The sequence below is a fragment of the Echinicola shivajiensis genome (assembly GCF_018642165.1).
In the GTDB taxonomy this organism is placed as follows: domain Bacteria; phylum Bacteroidota; class Bacteroidia; order Cytophagales; family Cyclobacteriaceae; genus Echinicola; species Echinicola shivajiensis.
Genome location: NZ_JAHHZM010000002.1, coordinates 529,419 through 546,912 on the forward strand (window position 1 = coordinate 529,419; position 17,494 = coordinate 546,912).

Sequence of the window (17,494 nt, forward strand, 5' to 3'; positions counted from 1 at the left end):
AATTGGTTTATACTGAAAATGGATCACAAACTGGTGATTTTTATTCTTTTGCCAAAAAATTAAATGAATTATATGATAAATGGTGGTAATTGGTGCCCTTTCGAATTGATCATTCCTATTATTGCGATTAAGCTTAATCAAGCCACTAATATGTTTTGCTAATTAGACTTCTCTTCGACGTTTCCAAAAAAGGGAGGCAGCCCATCTTTTTTCTTGTTGGTAAAATTGTTTCCGCAATTGAAGGTACTGACTGAAATTACGGAGAATATCTTCTTGAAAGATTTCATTTGTAGGAATCTCATTGGCTAATTCCTTCCTAATATGTGTAGCAGCATGACAGGCCGAGCTTATCGCAAAGCCAATTCCCATAGAGGAAATAGGATCAAAAGATACCGCTGCGTCTCCTATAGCTATAAAACGTTTTATTTGAGTGCTATTGCTGATCTGAGTTTGTGCATTGCGAACCCAGGGGTTTTCAGTTAGGGCCGTAGCTCCTTGTATAAGCTGTTTTATATGATGGGTTTTTTGCAAGATTTCTTTCCATGATTCAAGGCTATGGATTTCATGTTTAGAGATTATATCAGCATCGGTAAAGAAGGTCAATACCATCTTATTATCTGGAAGGCAAGCAGCATACCACCAGCCATTTTCTGCGGCTTCCATTGTCTGTTCAAATTGTAAGCTTTCCTTATCACGTTTAAAGAATAAACCAACACCCATCAATGAATCATATTTTTGGGAAGGAGCACCCACTTGCCGGCAGACATTTCCAGTTCTTCCAGAGGCATCCACCAAATATTTGGCGGAAATAGTGAATTTACCCTGTTCAGGATGGCTCACCAATACTTGCCAAGTCAAATCTTCCTGTTGCCAGAATTTGATGCATTTTGACCTTGGGAATATTGAGGCACCTCTTTCTGCGGCGACCTCAATAAGCTTCAAATCAAATTTTTCTCTATCCAGTTGGTAGGTGGATTCCTCTGTAGTGAAAATGGAATGAGTACTGTTGGCTTTGTTACTGCCCCAATAAGCTTTGGTGGCATAGACGGGAATAAAACTATCGGGATCAAAATCAGCTTTTTCTATTTTTAAGTAGTCTAGCAAGTTAAATATACTGGAAGAAACATGTTCACCTACTCTGGTACGGCTAAAGTCAGATTGCTCGACTATGGTGACCTTCAATTTTGAATAATTCAATAGACTTAAAGCGGTGGAGGCTCCGCTAGGGCCTCCACCAACAATAAGTAAATCTGTATAATGATGAGCTGTAGACATTATCTTCTGATTCTCGTTCCTGATCTGGGCACTCCGAGCCCTTCTCCACTAACAGTAATCTTCTTAAATGCCCTTTCTTCAAGGAAGGAAACCAGTTTTTTGGCTTTTTCACCTTTTTGTTCTATTCGCTTGACATCATCTTCAATGAAGAAAACAGGGATGGTAGTTTCATTATCGCCCCCATTGCCACTGATCTGACCAATGCCTACTTCTTTGAATGAAAAGAGTTCGTGGGTCCTTTCAGTTTCGCTGAAATAAGGAAAGCCCTTATCCTGTGAATTGGTATTCCTTATGAAGGCCATGGCTGACCAATGTTCTACCATTTGTACAAAACTATTGATACCTCTGGCATAATTCATTTGTTGGCCGGCAGGCAAGTGAGATTGCATTTGGCCTTCCAGGGTGATTTCCCCCGTCAGTACATCCCATGGACTTTGTGGTGGCCACCAATAGGAATAATAGGTAGGAGGCAATGGCTCATTGACTGGACTGCTGGTCAGTTTCTGACGGTCCGAATAGCTTGTTCCAGATGCAGTCCAAGTGTCGCTGGTGCTTACTTCCTGAACAGTTGTTCTTGAATCTTTATTAAATGAAAGGTTAGTGAAATTAACTGGCTGGACTGTACATTGGAAGAAGTCGGCTTGCCATGGACAAGCCATTCTTTTGGTCAAATCCCCAGGTTGGCATCCCCCGCCTTCGCACTCATCTCTTGATGGTGTAAGGCCTGTTTGATTATACCCTCCGGGGCCTTTTTGGTCAGCAATCACAAATGGCGCTGAATAAATGTTTTTGTTTTGCACGCTCCAGGTAACTTCAATACCAGGGCACATAGGCAAACCTACACAGTTTCCTACACTGGCCTGATCCAATTCGCTGACAGGGAAAGGTTCATAGTTGGGGTTATTCTCGAAGGAACCCTTCGCCCATTGATTGAGCATAAAGTATTGGGTGTCATTAAGGGCCAAGAATTTAACAATCGTTTCATTGCTCACTGAATTACTACCGGAGTTCAAGGGCATCATAGGAAAAAAGTCAGTTCCGTTTTCCTTGAACAATTGGGATTGTGGTTGGTTAGGGGATGGGTTTGACTTATCATTGGGCCTTCTGAAATAGGAAAAATAGTTTTCTCTATTGGCCTTGTTGGCCTCACTTGGATCTGAGAAATCAAAGATATTGGAAGTAAAAGCCATCATGGACTGTACGTTGGCAACCCATTGATACCCTCCCAATCGTTGGATAATTGGTAAGATGTCTCTTTGATAATTGACCACATAAGTAGGGTCAAATGCCCCATTATGGTACATGCTAGGAACTAGATCAAAACTTCTTACTGCGACATCAAACATGGAGTCGCTTAAAGTGGAAATGTTTACAATTTCCGGAGCAAAATCCGGGGAGCCGACAATCACCCAAGCTTGTAAGGAAAGTGGTGCTGATCCGTCATTGAAGGTAACGGTGCAATAGACTGGCCCATCAGATATATCATCATGCCAGGTGTCAGATCCACCATAGCTGGTCAATGGTTCATTACCACCGGCATTTCCAAAGCCACCCAAAACGACCAGTCTGCCTTGGTTATCTGTTTTCAAATCCCCTAAAGTAGTAATGGGCATTCCGGAGCTGACATTTTCTGGTGGATACTGGGCCGGATAACCAGATGGCACAGCGCTTTTATCAAAGCCAATATTTTGATTGGGGCCACTGACAGTCCGTGGTCCTGGATCAATGATCAATGTTTGTCTATCAGCTTCTGTGGTTTTTCCAGCATTTCTTAGGGCTACTCCTCTGTTTTTATAACTATTGGCTTCTCCATAAAGCAGATTTCCTTCCAATTCACTGTATTGGTACCAAGCGGCTTTTTTGTTGGCTAAATGCACCGTCCATTCCATGGAGGAGACATTGGGGGAGTTAGCGGTGAGTTCTGTGCCATCAGAGCGCAATATCCTAAAAAGCTGACCTTGGCGCCTTACTTGGCTGAACTCATCCTTGAAATTTTTAATTGGGCCTAGTTTGTTTCCCTGGCCATCCGCTTCGTAGGGGAGTCCCCCGATGGTATCAGGAGAAAGGCAAAACTGCCCTTTGCTATTTCCTAGTCTTGCGATACCCACTGAAGGGCTTATTTTAAAATCCATGTTGATATAGTTTAAAAGTTAAAAATGTTCTTTAATAAAATACAGCAGTTTACTGGTTGCTGAAACACAATGCTAGCATCCAACAAATGAAACCTATTAAGTTTCTTCTTGCTGTTAGCTTAATTTAGATATACAAAGCCCATGGATTCAGATCAATAGAGGGGATGGTAATATGCTCTTTTCGTCTTATGTCAAACCTATTGGTGAATCCTTCTAATTACTCAAAAATTTTTAAAAAAAGGAGGTGCTATTTTCCTGCCTAAAATGCTGTATTGATTTTTATAAATTGTGATTATTAGAATCACTTTTGAAATACTCTAATCTGATTATCCGCTATGATGTCAGTAACCATAAATCCTTTGCTCAAGTTGTCCGAAGACTGAAGTAATTGATACTTTCATCAAAAGGATCGTTTCGGTTCCCTTTTAACATTTATTGGTGCAATTGCGGATATACATATACTCCAGTTTTTATTTTCGTTGGTGAAACAAATTTTTTATTGTTTTAATGATTATAAATATAACTTTTTATTGCTTTCAATATTTGATCTGCCGTGAAATATCTTGTAAACCTATTTATTTCAATGCAAATAAAAAATACCCCGATTGGTGTAAAATTCTTAAAAAGGAAAGGGACTTAAACAATTTAAATAGGTAATTGGGATATTTGGAAAAGAAACAGATTAAAGCGCTTGGCTAAATTGTTTAATATTTTTATAAGGAAGAATAAAGAATGATCCATAGTTTTGCTATGGATCATTCTTTATCAGCCATTGTCCTCTATGGACTGAAGGATTACCTCACAGGCCTGGCGGATTTCTTCATCTGTGATGGTAAGGGGAGGAGCCAGCCTCATGCTGTCATCACAGAAAAGAAACCAATCGGTGATTATTCCTAATTCTATAGCGCGGTCAATTATGGGCTTTAGGGTATCAAAATCCTCAAATTCCACAGCCATCATCAAACCTTTGTTCCTAATAGCCTTTATTTTTTTGTGCTTTAAAAGCTTTTTGAAAAGATTAGCCTTGTGTTCAACCTGGTTGATTAGATTTTCATTTTGTAAGACCTCTATAGTGGCCAGAGAGGCCGCACAGCTAACTGGATGACCACCAAAAGTGGTGATATGTCCCAAAAGTGGATTGTTTTTGAATACAGCCATAATGGTTTGAGAAGAGATAAATGCCCCAATTGGCATTCCTCCGCCCATACCTTTGGCACAAACGACTATGTCTGGCTGGATATCATAATGCTCAAAAGCCCAGAATTTCCCTGTTCTTCCGAAACCTGCCTGAATTTCATCCAAAATCAAGAGCGTTCCGGTTTCATTGCAACGATGTCTTAAGGCTTGAAAATAGGCTTTGGATCCTACGCGAATACCGGCTTCTCCCTGAACAGTTTCAACTATAATGGCAGCAGTGTCCTCTGTGATTTTTTTCAGATCTTCTATTTGTCCAAAATGTACATGGCTCATACCTGGCAATAACGGTCGGTAAGCCCTTTTGAAAATTTCATTTCCCCCCACAGATAATGCCCCATGAGAAGAACCATGGTAAGCATTTACACAGCTGATAATCTCTCTTCTGCCAGTGTATCTTTTGGCCAGTTTCAATGCTCCTTCAACGGCTTCACTACCGCTATTGACCAAGTAAACATTGTTAAGATTCTCAGGTAAGGTATCAGAGAGGGCCTTGGCCAATAATGTTTGTGGAGATTGCACATATTCCCCGTAAACCATCAGATGCAGGTATTTATCCAATTGTTCTTGGATAGCAGCCAATACTCTGGGATGACGGTGACCAACATTACTTACCCCAATACCGGAAATCAAATCAATATACTTTTCTCCTTTGGGACCATATAAATAGATTCCTTCTGCTTTTTCTACTTCAATTAATAATGGAAAGTCAGTAGTTTGGGCAAGGTGGGAGAGAAAGAGTTGTCTGTTGTTCATGATAAGGTTTCCTGATCGGAATTTTTATTTTGATCATTCAAAATTACAAGGTTTTGTTGGAATCTATAATATGCGCCAGACTAATCCTCGATTGAACCTTCTCAGAAAAATGCTTAAAAATATTTACAGGTAATCATTACTGCCCTGATTCGGCAAGTCATAAAATCTGGTATTCATAGGGCTTTATCTACTATTTTTCATTTATTTTACGGTCTTATAGAACCAACTCACTGATTACTTTATAATGGAATTATTTGATGTAGCCGTTATCGGTAGCGGACCTGCTGGAGCATCTGCGGCCTATAACCTTGCCAAAAAAGGGATATCCACAGTTTTGATAGAAAAGGAGACATTACCAAGGTACAAAACCTGTGGTGGTGGTTTTGTTTTCAGAGGTAGAAGAAGATTGCCTTTTGATATTTCTGAGGTGGTTGAAAGGGAGTATAACCAGATCAGCTTGTACTTTGAAAATGAGGATATCAAGCTAAGTGCTTACAGGGAAGAGCCTGTAGTGAGCATGGTGATGAGGGATAAATTTGATCATTTTATTATAAAAAAATGCCAGGATCTTGGCGTGGTGGTCAAAGAAGGCCATAAACTAAGCGGGATTGTTTTTGGAGAGCATTTGGTTTTGAATACAGATCAGGGTGATATAAACGCCAAGATGGTGATTGCAGGTGATGGAGCATTGAGCCCGACCGCGAAAATGGCCGGATGGAAAGAGACCCGTAATTTGATACCTGCATTGGAGTATGAGGTGGAGGTGAAGCCTGAAGATTTTGAGAGGTTGTCTACTGAAATCAGGTTTGATGTTGATACGATTCCTCAGGGTTATGCATGGAGCTTTCCTAAGGAAAACCATCTCTCATTAGGAGTGGCATCTACCAAAAAGACCCGTATTAATCTCAAGGATTATTATAAAAAGTATTTGGAAAAACTCGAAATCACGGAAGTGATCAAAGAAGAGGCCCATGGTTTCCAAATTCCTATTTCACCGCGTACCGATGGTTTTTATAGAAACAAAGTGTTTTTGATCGGAGATGCGGCTGGGTTTGCTGATCCGATTACCGCAGAAGGGATATCTAATGCCCTGTTGAGTGGTGAATTGGTGGTTGAAGCAATTGTTGAGGCGGAACTTGACCCATTAAAGGCGGGGGAAATTTATGAGGCTAAGTTGGGCGAATCCATGTTGCCAGAAATCCAGACAGGCTTGACTGTTTCCAAATGGTTTTATAGCCAGAGGATGATCAGAAACTTTCTGATGAAGAAATTTGGAGATAGGTTTATCAATTCCATGACCGATGTCTTTTTGGGCAATAGAAGCTATCCCAAAGATCTTTTGCAGAGTTTAAAAGATAAGGTGAAGCAATTGGTTTAATAAAATTGAACATTTTCAAAAAGAAAAACCATCTGTTCCAGTGAGGAGCAGATGGTTTTTGGTTTTATCGACATTTTATATGTGTCACTTTGTAATATTTTGCATTACGAAAGATGATAGAGACTTCTTTCTTGATTTTAATCCATCAATACCTGAAGGCAACTCCAAAAGAGGTATTGATCCTGTTAATATTGGATATGTTTAAGCCGGTTTGATAATCAATGCCGGTGAGTAAAGACCATTTTTTTGCAATATGAAACCTTAAGGCAGCTCCGAAATCTCCACCTAGATAATAGGATTCTGAAGCGGAACTACTTGCTTCTTCAGAATAGTACATTCGTCCAACACGGGCTTTAATATCCAAATCCAGTTGGTCATTAATATGCAACATGTACATGGGGCCAAGCAGTATGGCCCCAAAAGAGCCAGTTATTTCTGTGTCACCTTGATTTTTGATATAAGCGCCTCCTTGCCATTTACCGGTAAATCCAAGTCCGAACTTGAATACATATCCAGCCTCGATCAAATTAAGGTTTAGTCCTATATTTCCAGCGGGAATTGAATTGTTGTCATCACTTTTTCCGATAATTTGTCCAGATGGTCCATGTATAGTTAAATAATGACTTTGGTTATTTCCCAAATTAACACTCGGTCCTAAGCTAATAGATATAAAACCACGTTTTTCCTTTTCTTGGGCTATAAGCGTTGTAACCGTACAAAAGATGAGAAGAAGCGTAATAAGATTGGTTTTCATGTTTTCTGAAAAAAGTTAAGGAAGATTTTAAGTGTTTCAGGTAGCAAAGAAAATATTTTAGGATTAAATAAACACAAACTTTTTTATTTAAAGTGTGAGCGATTGTTTCATTAGGATGACCTAAATTATTTATCTGACTATACGGAATTTTGCACGTTGAACAAATGAAACAATATACTAAACTGAAATCCTTCCAATGGCCATTGGAGCATTCGGTTTTGGGACAGTTGATGGAAGCGTTAAGAAAATGAGTTAGCTCGCGAAGTGGACAAGTGAGATCCACTCATTTTTAGCCTACAGCAAATGGCACAAAATCATATTGAGACAAACTGATCGTAGTCGAAAATGAAATCACTCAATTTGAAGAAGGCTCCGTGGCCTAGATTTTCTGTTCTTTTCATCAATGGAAAAGAACAGAAAACACCAAATCTTATAAGATTTGGTTACGTGCGACATTACGTATAAATATAATTATTTAAATGAATTGGAATTGTAGAGTCTGAATTTGATAAAAATACGATCTTCTTAAGATTCCTTTAAACATGATATCACTTAATGATGGCTCTCTCTTTAAATCATATAAAACGTCAAATCAACCATTTATAAGATTTTGATGTGCATATAGGCAATTTTACCTTTTTATATTATTGTAATTCGTATAAATTGCAAATTAGTCATGAAGATAAATCAGAAATAAAATGAATTTTAAAAAAGTATTATTACCTGTTATAGCAGGTGGATTTTTGGCTGTTCCAGCAATGGCCCAGGAAATGAAAAAAATCAGTTTGCCACCTGAGGCAACTGAAGTTTGGGAGCCGGAACCTAGAATTGTGACTCCAGGTGCTGAAAATCATTTGGCTCCATCTGATGCGATTGTGTTATTTGATGGCAGTAACCTAGATGCTTGGAAGAGTTTGAAAACAGGCGGAGAAGCTCTGTGGACTGTACATGATGGTATTTTTACGGTGAAGCCAGGTACTGGTGAAATTGTTACCAAGGAATCATTTGGAGACGTGCAGGTGCATATAGAGTGGAAGGCTCCTGATGTGGTGAAAGGTGATGGGCAAGGAAGAGGAAATAGTGGCCTTTTCTTTATGGACAGATATGAAGTCCAGATTCTTGATTCTTATGATAACAGAACTTATTCAAATGGTCAAGCGGCTTCTTTGTATAAGGAAGGTATTCCTTTGGTAAATGCTACACGTTCTCCAAAAGAATGGAATACTTATGATGTCTTCTTTACCGCTCCAAGATTCAATAAAGACGGGATGTTGATTTCCCCAGCTTATGTTACAGTGATCCATAATGGTATTTTGGTACAAAACCATTATGAGGTAAAAGGAACAACTGCTTATATAGGTGTTCATAAATATGAGCCGCATGAAGCTGAATTACCAATTAAACTTCAGGATCATGGAAATCCAGTTAATTTCAGAAATATCTGGGTTAGAAAACTGTAATGCAGCCTTATGATATATATAAAGCCCTTTAGTTTGAATTTCAGACAAGGGCTTTATTTTTAATATTAAGGGGTATATTATTTAAGTTCTTATCAGTGGAAGGCCTTTTATTTCTTCCCAATCATTCGATTGAAAAGGTGATAATTATTTGTTTCTGCTGGTATTTTATTATCCATTATTTTTAAGAAAAACATTATGTCGTCAAGAAGAAGATTTATACAAAATACGCTTTTGGCATCTGCTGGAATGGCTATGCCCAAAATTTTGAGTGCTAAGGAATTTGGGCAGTTTACCCGTACTGTTGGAGCCAATGATCAAATTAACGTTGGTTTGATTGGTGCCAAAGGAATGGGCTGGTCTAATATGAATTCCTTTTTGAAAATGCCACAGGTCAATTGTGTGGCCATTGCGGATGTAGACCAGAGGGTATTGGACCAAAGGGCAGAAGATGTGGTCAAGCTTAGAGGAAAAAAGCCACAACTATATAAGGATTACCGCAAGCTCTTGGAAAATAAGGATGTGGATGTGGTGATCAATGGAACACCGGATCATTGGCATTGTCTAGTGCTAACGGATAGCCTTGCAGCAGGAAAGCATGCCTATACTGAAAAGCCATTGGCCAACTCTATTGAGGAGTGCAATATCATGGTTAAGGCCCAAGAAAGATATGGGAAGTTGGTTCAGGTAGGACAGTGGCAGCGAAGCGGCAATCAGTATGATGATGCTATCAAGTTTGTGCAGTCAGGACAATTAGGAAATATCCGTTTGGTAAAAGCCTGGGCCTATCAGGGATGGATGAAGCCAGTCCCAGTAAAGCCAGATACAGCTGCTCCAGCAGGGGTAGATTATGATATGTGGTTAGGTCCTGCTCCAAAGCGTCCCTTCAATGAAAACCGTTTCCATTTTAATTTCAGGTGGTTCTGGGATTATGCTGGTGGTTTGATGACTGATTGGGGAGTACATGAAATTGATATTGCCCTGTTTGCCATGGGAGTGAGTGCGCCTAAATCCATCATGGCTTCAGGAGGTAAATTTGCCTATCCTGATGACGCTTCAGAAACTCCTGACACCCTTCAGACAGTATATGAATTTGATGGATTCAATATGCTTTGGGAGCATGCTACTGGAATTGATGGTGGAAACTATGGCTATACTGAAGGTATTGCTTTCATTGGTAATAATGCCACGTTGGTGGTTAACCGTGGAGGATGGGAAATTATTTCTGAAAAGAAAGGTGGCAAGCCTGTGATCGAGGGAATGGCCAGGGTAAAACCAGAAGGCAATGCACTGGACAAGCACACCCAGAATTTCATAGATTCCATTAAAGCCAATGATGAATCTATGCTTCACTGCGGTATCAAAACAGGTAGTGTAGCAGCTATTAATGCTCATATGGGTAACATTGCATACAAGACGGGGCAGAAGGTTTATTGGGATGCAGAGAAAGGCTTGTTTACAGATCCAGAGGCCAATAAGCTGGTGTCCGCCCATTATCATAATGGATGGGAGTTACCAAAGGTCTAAGGAGAATTTGCTTATATAAGTGAAGCTAGGTGTAACTAAATCTAGGCGTAGCATATGCTACGCCTAGATTTTTATTCTCACTTTATTATTTATTTCTTTTTTTACTACTCATCCAATATCGCCACCACCCTCGAAGGGCCTGCTGAAGCGCCAACAATTTTTAAGGGAAAGGCAGCGACCTTAAAGCCTGAATAGGGAAGGGCGTCAAGATTGACCAGTTACTCCATATGGCAATATTCTTTTTCTTGGCCAACCAAATGGGCCTCCCAAAATAGATCTGGATTATTGCTTTCTTTGGCCTTTTGGATCATATAGGGTAGAGGAAGATCCCAGCCCCAAGAATCTATGCCCATTACTTTGATACCTTGGTCAATTAACCATTCAGTGGCCTCTTTACTCATTCCGGTACCTTTCTTATGAAAGTCCTTAGTGCCATTAAGTTTGTCCCTACCAGTTTTGATCAAGACAATCATACCTTTTTCCAAGTGGAGGTTTTGATCTTTCAGAAACCCTTGGATATCCTTAATTGTAATGGGGTCAAAATCTTCCTTATGCTTCATATCAACCACCAAGCCCTCTCCATAGCACCATTCTAAAGGGATTTCGTCAATGGTTTTGGCCCTTTTTCCATTTAGGGTGGGAGAATAATGCCAAGGAGCATCAATATGGGTAGTGGCATGAACGCCCATCTTATCAATGGTATCATCTGCCCAGCCAATAAAGCCTTTTGGGAAAAGCCTGAAAGGCAAACCAAGGAGCCTGATCAACCATTTGGCTTTATGATGAGGTTTATGTTTGATCTTAACCCGCATAAACCAAGGGTCCTGTTTATTGAATTGTATAGGTTTTGATAGGTCTATTATTTTACTCATGGTGATTCGAAATATTGAAAAGTATAGTTAAGGAACCAAACCTAGAAGTTTAAATTGATAATTACAAAAATGGAGAAATTTAGTAAAAGAAAGGCCAGATCAATTTAATCTGGCCCTTTCGTAATTAATGATGGTGATTGGAATTATGATAATGTTCTTTGATGAGGTCCCTGCCAAAGTCTCCATCAAAGTCCCTCCAAACTGAGTGGATATGGTTGGCCTTGTTTTGGGTATTGTCAAACTCTATCAAAAAGGTTTTGCCTTGAACTCTATAATAATGTCCTATTCCCGGTTCAGTAGCTCCTGCCCACCCAAAGGTAATTTCATCTAATTCTTCCTTTTTCAGATTCTCCATCCTTTGTTTTGCCAATTTCTCTGGCATATTGGATAGGTAAGCCTCGATTAAATCCAATAGTTTTGATCGTTGACTAATTTGTAGGTCTTTATATTTAATCCCTACAGGTTCCAATGGATCAACTTCCTTATCATTTTTAGTGATAATATCAGGAAAAGCCTCTTGATTCAATAGCACCTTTTGTTTTTGCTCTACAGTCAAGGAATTGACCAATTCAAAGCCAAGGTCTTCTTCTTGGGCTAAGGCCCTTTCACCTTTTCTTGGGCCACTGAGGATCTTAGCCGGATTGGCTCCCATAAATCGCGGGGCAATAGATACCTCTTTATCATCAATGGTGAAGTTGAGGGAAAGGTGATGTCCTTCAAAGGACCAGGACCAAATTTTATCCTTTGCCGGGTCACCATAAAACGCAGCATAGTATTTTTCTGGATCCCGCATGGTGGTATTGCCAGAAAGTTCCGCCAATACATTTTCCAGATCTATTATTTTGAGAGTCTTGTCATAGCCTGATTCTGATAGTGAATTTTTTAGCAAATTAAATAGGGCGTCTTTTTGATTTTGGTCAAGCTCTGCCAAAGATATACCTGCTCTTTCAAACATGGTAGCCGGGAAATAGTGCCAATTGGATTTTGAGTCATGGTCAAAAGCATGTATGGTTTTTTCCTTTTGCTCAGCATTTAAGGAGCTAAGAAACCGTTGGGCAAGATCCTTATTGCTCGGGTGAAATAAAGATAGGAGAGAACCCAAGCAGATAAAGAAAAGTAGTGAAATTTTAGTCATATTGTATTATTGGGTTAAATGAGAAATTTCAAAAGAAAAATTTATTTTCAAGAATTTCTCAATAGTGGTTTATTGTTTTAGTTCTTTTTGCAGTGTAATAAGTACATTAGTTAATATAGCTAAACTTCGAAAATGGTTCAAAGGATTTTATATGTAAGGAAAAGATAGTATTGATATTTGAATAAAAAGTAGAGAGGAAATGAGGGCTCGGAAGATCGAAGTTTGAAGCGGGAAACCCAATTTATTAAAAAAACTAAAAGCCGAGATTATAGGTCTCGACTTGTTTGTATTGTATTGAATTATTAAAATTCCTTTTCTCCAAATTCGCTTTTGATAAACCTAGATTTATTTTTGTTTCTGTTGAGCGTATAACTTATGTTGATCATAATCATATCGACTTCATATACGTAGTTGGTGGTGGTATAAAATTCTCCTGGTACCCAAGTGCTAATCCTTTGCTCATTGGTTTTCAATAAACCCATGTCCATATTTAACCATTGTAAAGTAGTACTTAGCCTGTCATCCAGAAAGGATTTCTTCACAGTCAAATTTGGAGAAAGAAATCCCGAATCCTCACCCTGTGCAGTATTTCTTTTGGAAAGATAATTGACCGACCATTGGAGGCTCATTGTAGAAGAAATATCAAAACTGGTATTGGCATTGATGGAATATATCCAGCTTGAACTGTCTATAGGTTTATTATCAAATTCACCTTTGATATTATAGCTATAAAGGTTAGCTCCTGCAAATACCTGCCACCAAGGAGTTGGGTTTAATTCCAGACCAGTTTCTAGTCCAATAGAGCGCCCTCTTCCTACATTGGAATAAATCCTGTTGAGGATGGTGTCATTATAAACAGTATTTACCCTGTTGACCAAGTTTTGGACGTTACGGTAATAGGCGGTGGCAAAGAAGGAATTACTGCTAAAATCCTTTACCACACCTATTTCACCTAAGTCAATAAATTCAGGTAAAAGGGTAGGGTCACCCTGTTCGAGGGTTTCAGAATGCTCTCTTTCCGGGAATGGGTTCATCTTAAAGGTGGTGGTTCTTTCCACTCTTTTGCTATAGGCAGCTTTTAACCTAAGCTCATCATTGACAGCGTACTGCAGGCTAGCAGATGGATAAGGCTTGATAAAATCATAATAATAGGTTGTGTCCACTGTACCTGCTTTGTCTTTTAGGTCTAGTTCCCTGTCCATAAACTCAAGTCTCAAACCAGCAGCATAGCTCCATTTCCCCTTTTCTCCAGTCAATTGACCATAGGCAGAATGGATTTGCCTGCTAAGGTCCACATTGCTGGAAAATTCTGGTACCAATTCAAACTCACCAGTTTCATTGTTTTTACGCTCATAAACAAAGTCACCTGTATGGTTCAAATTCCTAAACTGGTAACCTGCCTCAAATGTACCTATGCTCCATGGAGCAGCTTGATAGTCCAACTGTAACCGCGTACCATGTAAGGGATTATCATTGGTGTTATACTCGTCTTGGTAAACAAAGTCAGTGTCAGGATAACCAAGGTTTCTATTTGTAGTTGGTCCACCAAGCATGGTATATTCATACAGGAAAGAACTGCTTAATTTTGAATCATTTTTGAAGGTATGGCTATAATCAAAGCTTCCTAATACAAAATCACTTCTCCTGATTCGGAGATTTTCATTATAGTATTGCATGCTATAAATTTCCTCTCCATCTACCACTTGGTGGTTGTCATAATAAATGATATCAGCTGTTCGGTCTTTGCTTCTTTTTCCTCCATAGAATCCAAGACTGAAATTATTGGCTTTATTAGGAGTGTATCCCACGGTGAACCGACCAGAATAGGCTTTTTCTACAAAGCTTCTTTCTCCATCTGAGGGGAAGTAGGTGGTGGTATCTTCACGAATGGTATAAACATTCCCTTCTCTTCTTCCAGAAATATCATTTCTCAGATAACTGGCACCCAATGAAAGGTCCCATTTATTTCTACGGTGATTAATGGTAAAGTCTGCCCCATAGCGCTTAGGGTTTTCCTTATTATCATAAATTTCAATGCTAGGAGCACCGATTTTGGTGTTTATCTGAACAAAGGTGCCATCAGTAGCTCCTTTACTGGTAATGATATTGATCAAGCCAGCCTTGCCTTCTGGATCATACTTAGCAGATGGAGCAGTGACCAATTCAATGTTTTTAATACTGTTTGCTGGCAATTGACTAAGAATCATATTAGGATCTGATTGCACGGGTTTACCATTAATCATCACCACAAAGCCTGTGGCTCCCCTGACAGAAATATCACCGTTTGCATTGATGCTGACTGAGGGTAGATTCCTTAAAACATCCACAGCTGTTCCTCCTTGGCTAGCTTGGAAATTAGCTGCTTCAAATACCTGTCGGTCAATTTTATGCATGGTGGTGAATTTTTTTCCAGATACTTCGATTTCCTCCATTAATTGCTGGTTTGCAGAAAGAAGAATGGTATTCAAGTCTATTAATTTGGATTTTTCTAGGCTAATGTTGCTAATAATCTTTGTTTCATAGCCCATGAATTGGGCACTGAGATAATAGTTGCCTTTTTTCTGCGGACCAATGCTGAAACTTCCATCATCACCGGTTACAGTTCCAGCTACCAAAGAGCTGTCTGAAGCATCATAAAGTGCCACAGAGGCATACTCTAGGGGACTATGGTCCTCACCATCTACCAAGATTCCACGTATGCCGCTTTGGGCAAAAGTGAATTGAGAGATTAACACTAAAAAGAATGATAATAGGAACTTGTTCATGATTGCATTTTATTTCATGCAAATTTACATTCTACAGAATTTTGATGACGGTAATTATTTCCCAAAAATGGTATTATTGGGCATTTGCCTTACTTCTGTAATCCAACGGTGTAAGGGTAGTGGAAGATTTGAAAAACTTCACAAAGTTTGAAGAATCTGTAAAGTTTAAAAGATGGGCTATCTCCGATACATTATTGTTAGTATGTGCCAAGAGGTTTTTCGCTTCCATCAATATTCTTTCTTTGATCAATTCTTTAGCTGTGGCATTGACGGCTGCTTGACAGGTTTTATTCAATTTCTTTACAGAAATTTCCATTAGCTTGGCATAGTCTTCAGTATTTTTTAACTCCATGAAATGTTCATTGAGCAAGTTTTTAAAATGATAAAAGTCAGAGGCCTCCTTTGGATCTGTTTTTTTACTTTGGGTGGAGTATCCAAAGCCTTTTAAAACAATCAGGTTCAGGAAAGCCGAAAGAATATCCAAACTCTCAGCAGCTTTGAACTCTCGATAGAATTCTTCGAGCATCTTAAAGAATTCCCCATTGTCTTCAATGCTGAATTGTTTGGGAAAGTTAAAGAGGTAGTTTTGAGCCTTTGGGTAAAGTGAAAGTATTTCCTCTTTAAAAAGAATCACGAAGCCATCAGGGATTTTGGAAAAATCCCAACAGTGAACCTGTCCGGGACCTAGGTAAAATCCAGTGGGAGGAAGTACCTCAAAAGTGTCGTCACCAATGGTATGTTGACCAGCACCTTGAAATAAAAATATTAGTTCATGATATCCTGCATGCTTATGTGGCTTGGTTGGCTTAATAACAGGTTTCATTCTGGAAACCTTGATTAATTGCTCCTCAGGTAACTTTTTATTTGAAGTAAATTCCATTACTGACTAATCTATAATTTTATTCCTGACTTTAAGGAGGTCTAAATTACGATCAATTACTCAATTTGATAGATTTCTTTTATGAGTGGTAAACGAGGAAGTAATATTTTTTAATATCTATGACCAAAAGCTGTTCCTGATTTTAATCAGGAACGCTGATAACGGGGGATTTAAAATCCCCTAATATTAATTATTCCACATTGCAAATGTGGAATAGCATTGTAACTTATTCTTAAAAGCTAATCAAAAGCTGTTCCTGATTTGCAATCAAGAACTCAAATAATATGGGATTTTAAACCCCGTCATATTAGCTCTTCAACATTTTAAATGTGGAAGAGCATAGGTTAGTTTTATCCATGAAAGAATAGTTTAGCGTTGATCTATAAACTTCTGATAATATTGCTCGATTTCTTTGAGGCTAAGGTGATTGTGGACCAACAATTGGTTTCTAAAAATAAGTGGTTCACCAAGAGGTAAGCTAATAGGCGAGCGGCCAGGAAAGGCCATGTTTTGCATGCTGTTGGCTTTTCTTAGTATCCATCCTTTATATTGTGGCAATTTTTCGGGTTCACCCATGATTATAATTCCAGAGTTTGATTTTCCATTGAAGGAACCCGAGAGGTTCATCCAAGGGCCTGCCTGAACTGGGAGGTTTTGGGGAGTGATTTCCTTCCCATCGGAAGAGAATTTGATATCTTTTGGTAATTTGATACGGGGTGAGAAACCACCATAGCCCTTTTCATCTTCTGAACCGCCCAATTCTAAGTGGTCTACAAGTGAAGTGAGCGTAATTTCGAATTGAAGCATATATGCTTCATTTTCATAATTTTTGTAGGTAATCTTAATATTTTCCTTTAAAACAGGCTTTTGGTCAAGACTATCGGAAATCCATATTACCTCAGCTTCAAGCTCTGCAATATTATCATTTATATTGGTGTTAGTATTTTTAACCTCCCAACTGATACCTTCGCAAAACCAAGGATCGGCGATTCGTTGTCCATTTACATAGAGTTGATGCCAAGTCCAGAAAATGCCTCTATGATGAAAATGATCTTCAGGAAAATCCTCCGTCAGTACCTCTCCATCCAATCCATATAAAGGATGGATATAATTGGCTCTAGGGTATTTGCCATTTAGGCTTTTGGTAGCTGTTTGATAGAAAAAACGGGCTTTACCATTTTCTGAAAGTAAGATACCATCAGAAGTCTTTTGGAAGGAGAGGTTTTGTCCAAAAAGGGTAGTGGTACTGAAAAAGGCTAAAATTAATAAAAGTTTGAAAAGGCACTTATCCATGGTTTGATTGTTAATTCAAGCCTTAAATTAATGTATATCTTTGATTCTACGAGATGGTGGATAGATAATTTTCTTG

The 17,494-nt window shown here is 38.9% G+C and carries 12 protein-coding genes; 3 read left to right on the forward strand and 9 right to left on the reverse strand.

The features are described 5' to 3' along the window. Positions 1-162: 162 nt before the first annotated feature. The 3 genes from lodB to KMW37_RS06735 all read right to left on the reverse strand — a co-directional run bounded on the left by lodB (position 163) and on the right by KMW37_RS06735 (position 5,357). The gene (gene lodB, locus KMW37_RS06725; RefSeq protein WP_215223834.1) at positions 163-1,275 is read right to left on the reverse strand and encodes a lysine-epsilon-oxidase maturase LodB; all 1,113 of its coding nucleotides are present in this window, start codon (positions 1,273-1,275) and stop codon (positions 163-165) included. Next, a complete protein-coding gene (gene lodA / locus KMW37_RS06730; RefSeq protein ID WP_215223835.1) occupies positions 1,275-3,407 on the reverse strand; it encodes a CTQ-dependent lysine 6-oxidase LodA in 2,133 nt (710 codons plus the stop codon). Before lodA ends, lodB begins: the two co-directional genes overlap by 1 nt. Positions 3,408-4,172: 765 nt before the next feature. After that, entirely contained in the window at positions 4,173-5,357 is a 1,185-nt protein-coding gene (locus KMW37_RS06735; RefSeq protein WP_215223836.1) for an aspartate aminotransferase family protein, read from the reverse strand. 244 nt (positions 5,358-5,601) lie between these two features. Between KMW37_RS06735 and KMW37_RS06740 the strand changes: the two genes are divergently transcribed. After that, the gene (locus KMW37_RS06740) at positions 5,602-6,735 is read left to right on the forward strand and encodes an NAD(P)/FAD-dependent oxidoreductase (RefSeq protein WP_215223837.1); all 1,134 of its coding nucleotides are present in this window, start codon (positions 5,602-5,604) and stop codon (positions 6,733-6,735) included. Positions 6,736-6,880: 145 nt separating this feature from the next. Here the strand turns inward: KMW37_RS06740 and KMW37_RS06745 are convergent, their stop codons facing one another. Next, positions 6,881-7,489, reverse strand: a complete 609-nt coding sequence (locus KMW37_RS06745; protein ID WP_215223838.1) for a hypothetical protein — start codon at positions 7,487-7,489, stop codon at positions 6,881-6,883. Positions 7,490-8,187: 698 nt separating this feature from the next. Here KMW37_RS06745 and KMW37_RS06750 point away from each other — a divergent pair. Continuing rightward, positions 8,188-8,949: a 3-keto-disaccharide hydrolase gene (locus tag KMW37_RS06750; RefSeq protein WP_215223839.1), complete on the forward strand. Its 762-nt coding sequence runs from the start codon at positions 8,188-8,190 to the stop codon at positions 8,947-8,949. Positions 8,950-9,144: 195 nt separating this feature from the next. After that, on the forward strand, positions 9,145-10,473 hold the full coding sequence (locus KMW37_RS06755; protein ID WP_215223840.1) for a Gfo/Idh/MocA family protein: 1,329 nt from the start codon (positions 9,145-9,147) through the stop codon (positions 10,471-10,473). 218 nt (positions 10,474-10,691) lie between these two features. On the opposite strand, the gene KMW37_RS06760 is transcribed toward KMW37_RS06755, so the two are convergent. The 5 genes from KMW37_RS06760 to KMW37_RS06780 form a co-directional block, all read right to left on the reverse strand. Continuing rightward, positions 10,692-11,345 (reverse strand): cyclase family protein, encoded by a 654-nt coding sequence (locus tag KMW37_RS06760; protein ID WP_246581365.1) that lies wholly within the window; start codon positions 11,343-11,345, stop codon positions 10,692-10,694. Positions 11,346-11,469: 124 nt separating this feature from the next. Further along, positions 11,470-12,480, reverse strand: a complete 1,011-nt coding sequence (locus KMW37_RS06765) for a DUF3500 domain-containing protein (protein WP_215223841.1) — start codon at positions 12,478-12,480, stop codon at positions 11,470-11,472. 302 nt (positions 12,481-12,782) lie between these two features. After that, positions 12,783-15,245, reverse strand: a complete 2,463-nt coding sequence (locus KMW37_RS06770; RefSeq protein ID WP_215223842.1) for a TonB-dependent receptor domain-containing protein — start codon at positions 15,243-15,245, stop codon at positions 12,783-12,785. 73 nt (positions 15,246-15,318) lie between these two features. Then, positions 15,319-16,125 (reverse strand): AraC family transcriptional regulator, encoded by an 807-nt coding sequence (locus KMW37_RS06775; protein WP_215223843.1) that lies wholly within the window; start codon positions 16,123-16,125, stop codon positions 15,319-15,321. Positions 16,126-16,494: 369 nt separating this feature from the next. Further along, the gene (locus KMW37_RS06780; protein WP_215223844.1) at positions 16,495-17,418 is read right to left on the reverse strand and encodes a DUF6807 family protein; all 924 of its coding nucleotides are present in this window, start codon (positions 17,416-17,418) and stop codon (positions 16,495-16,497) included. Positions 17,419-17,494: the final 76 nt, after the last annotated feature.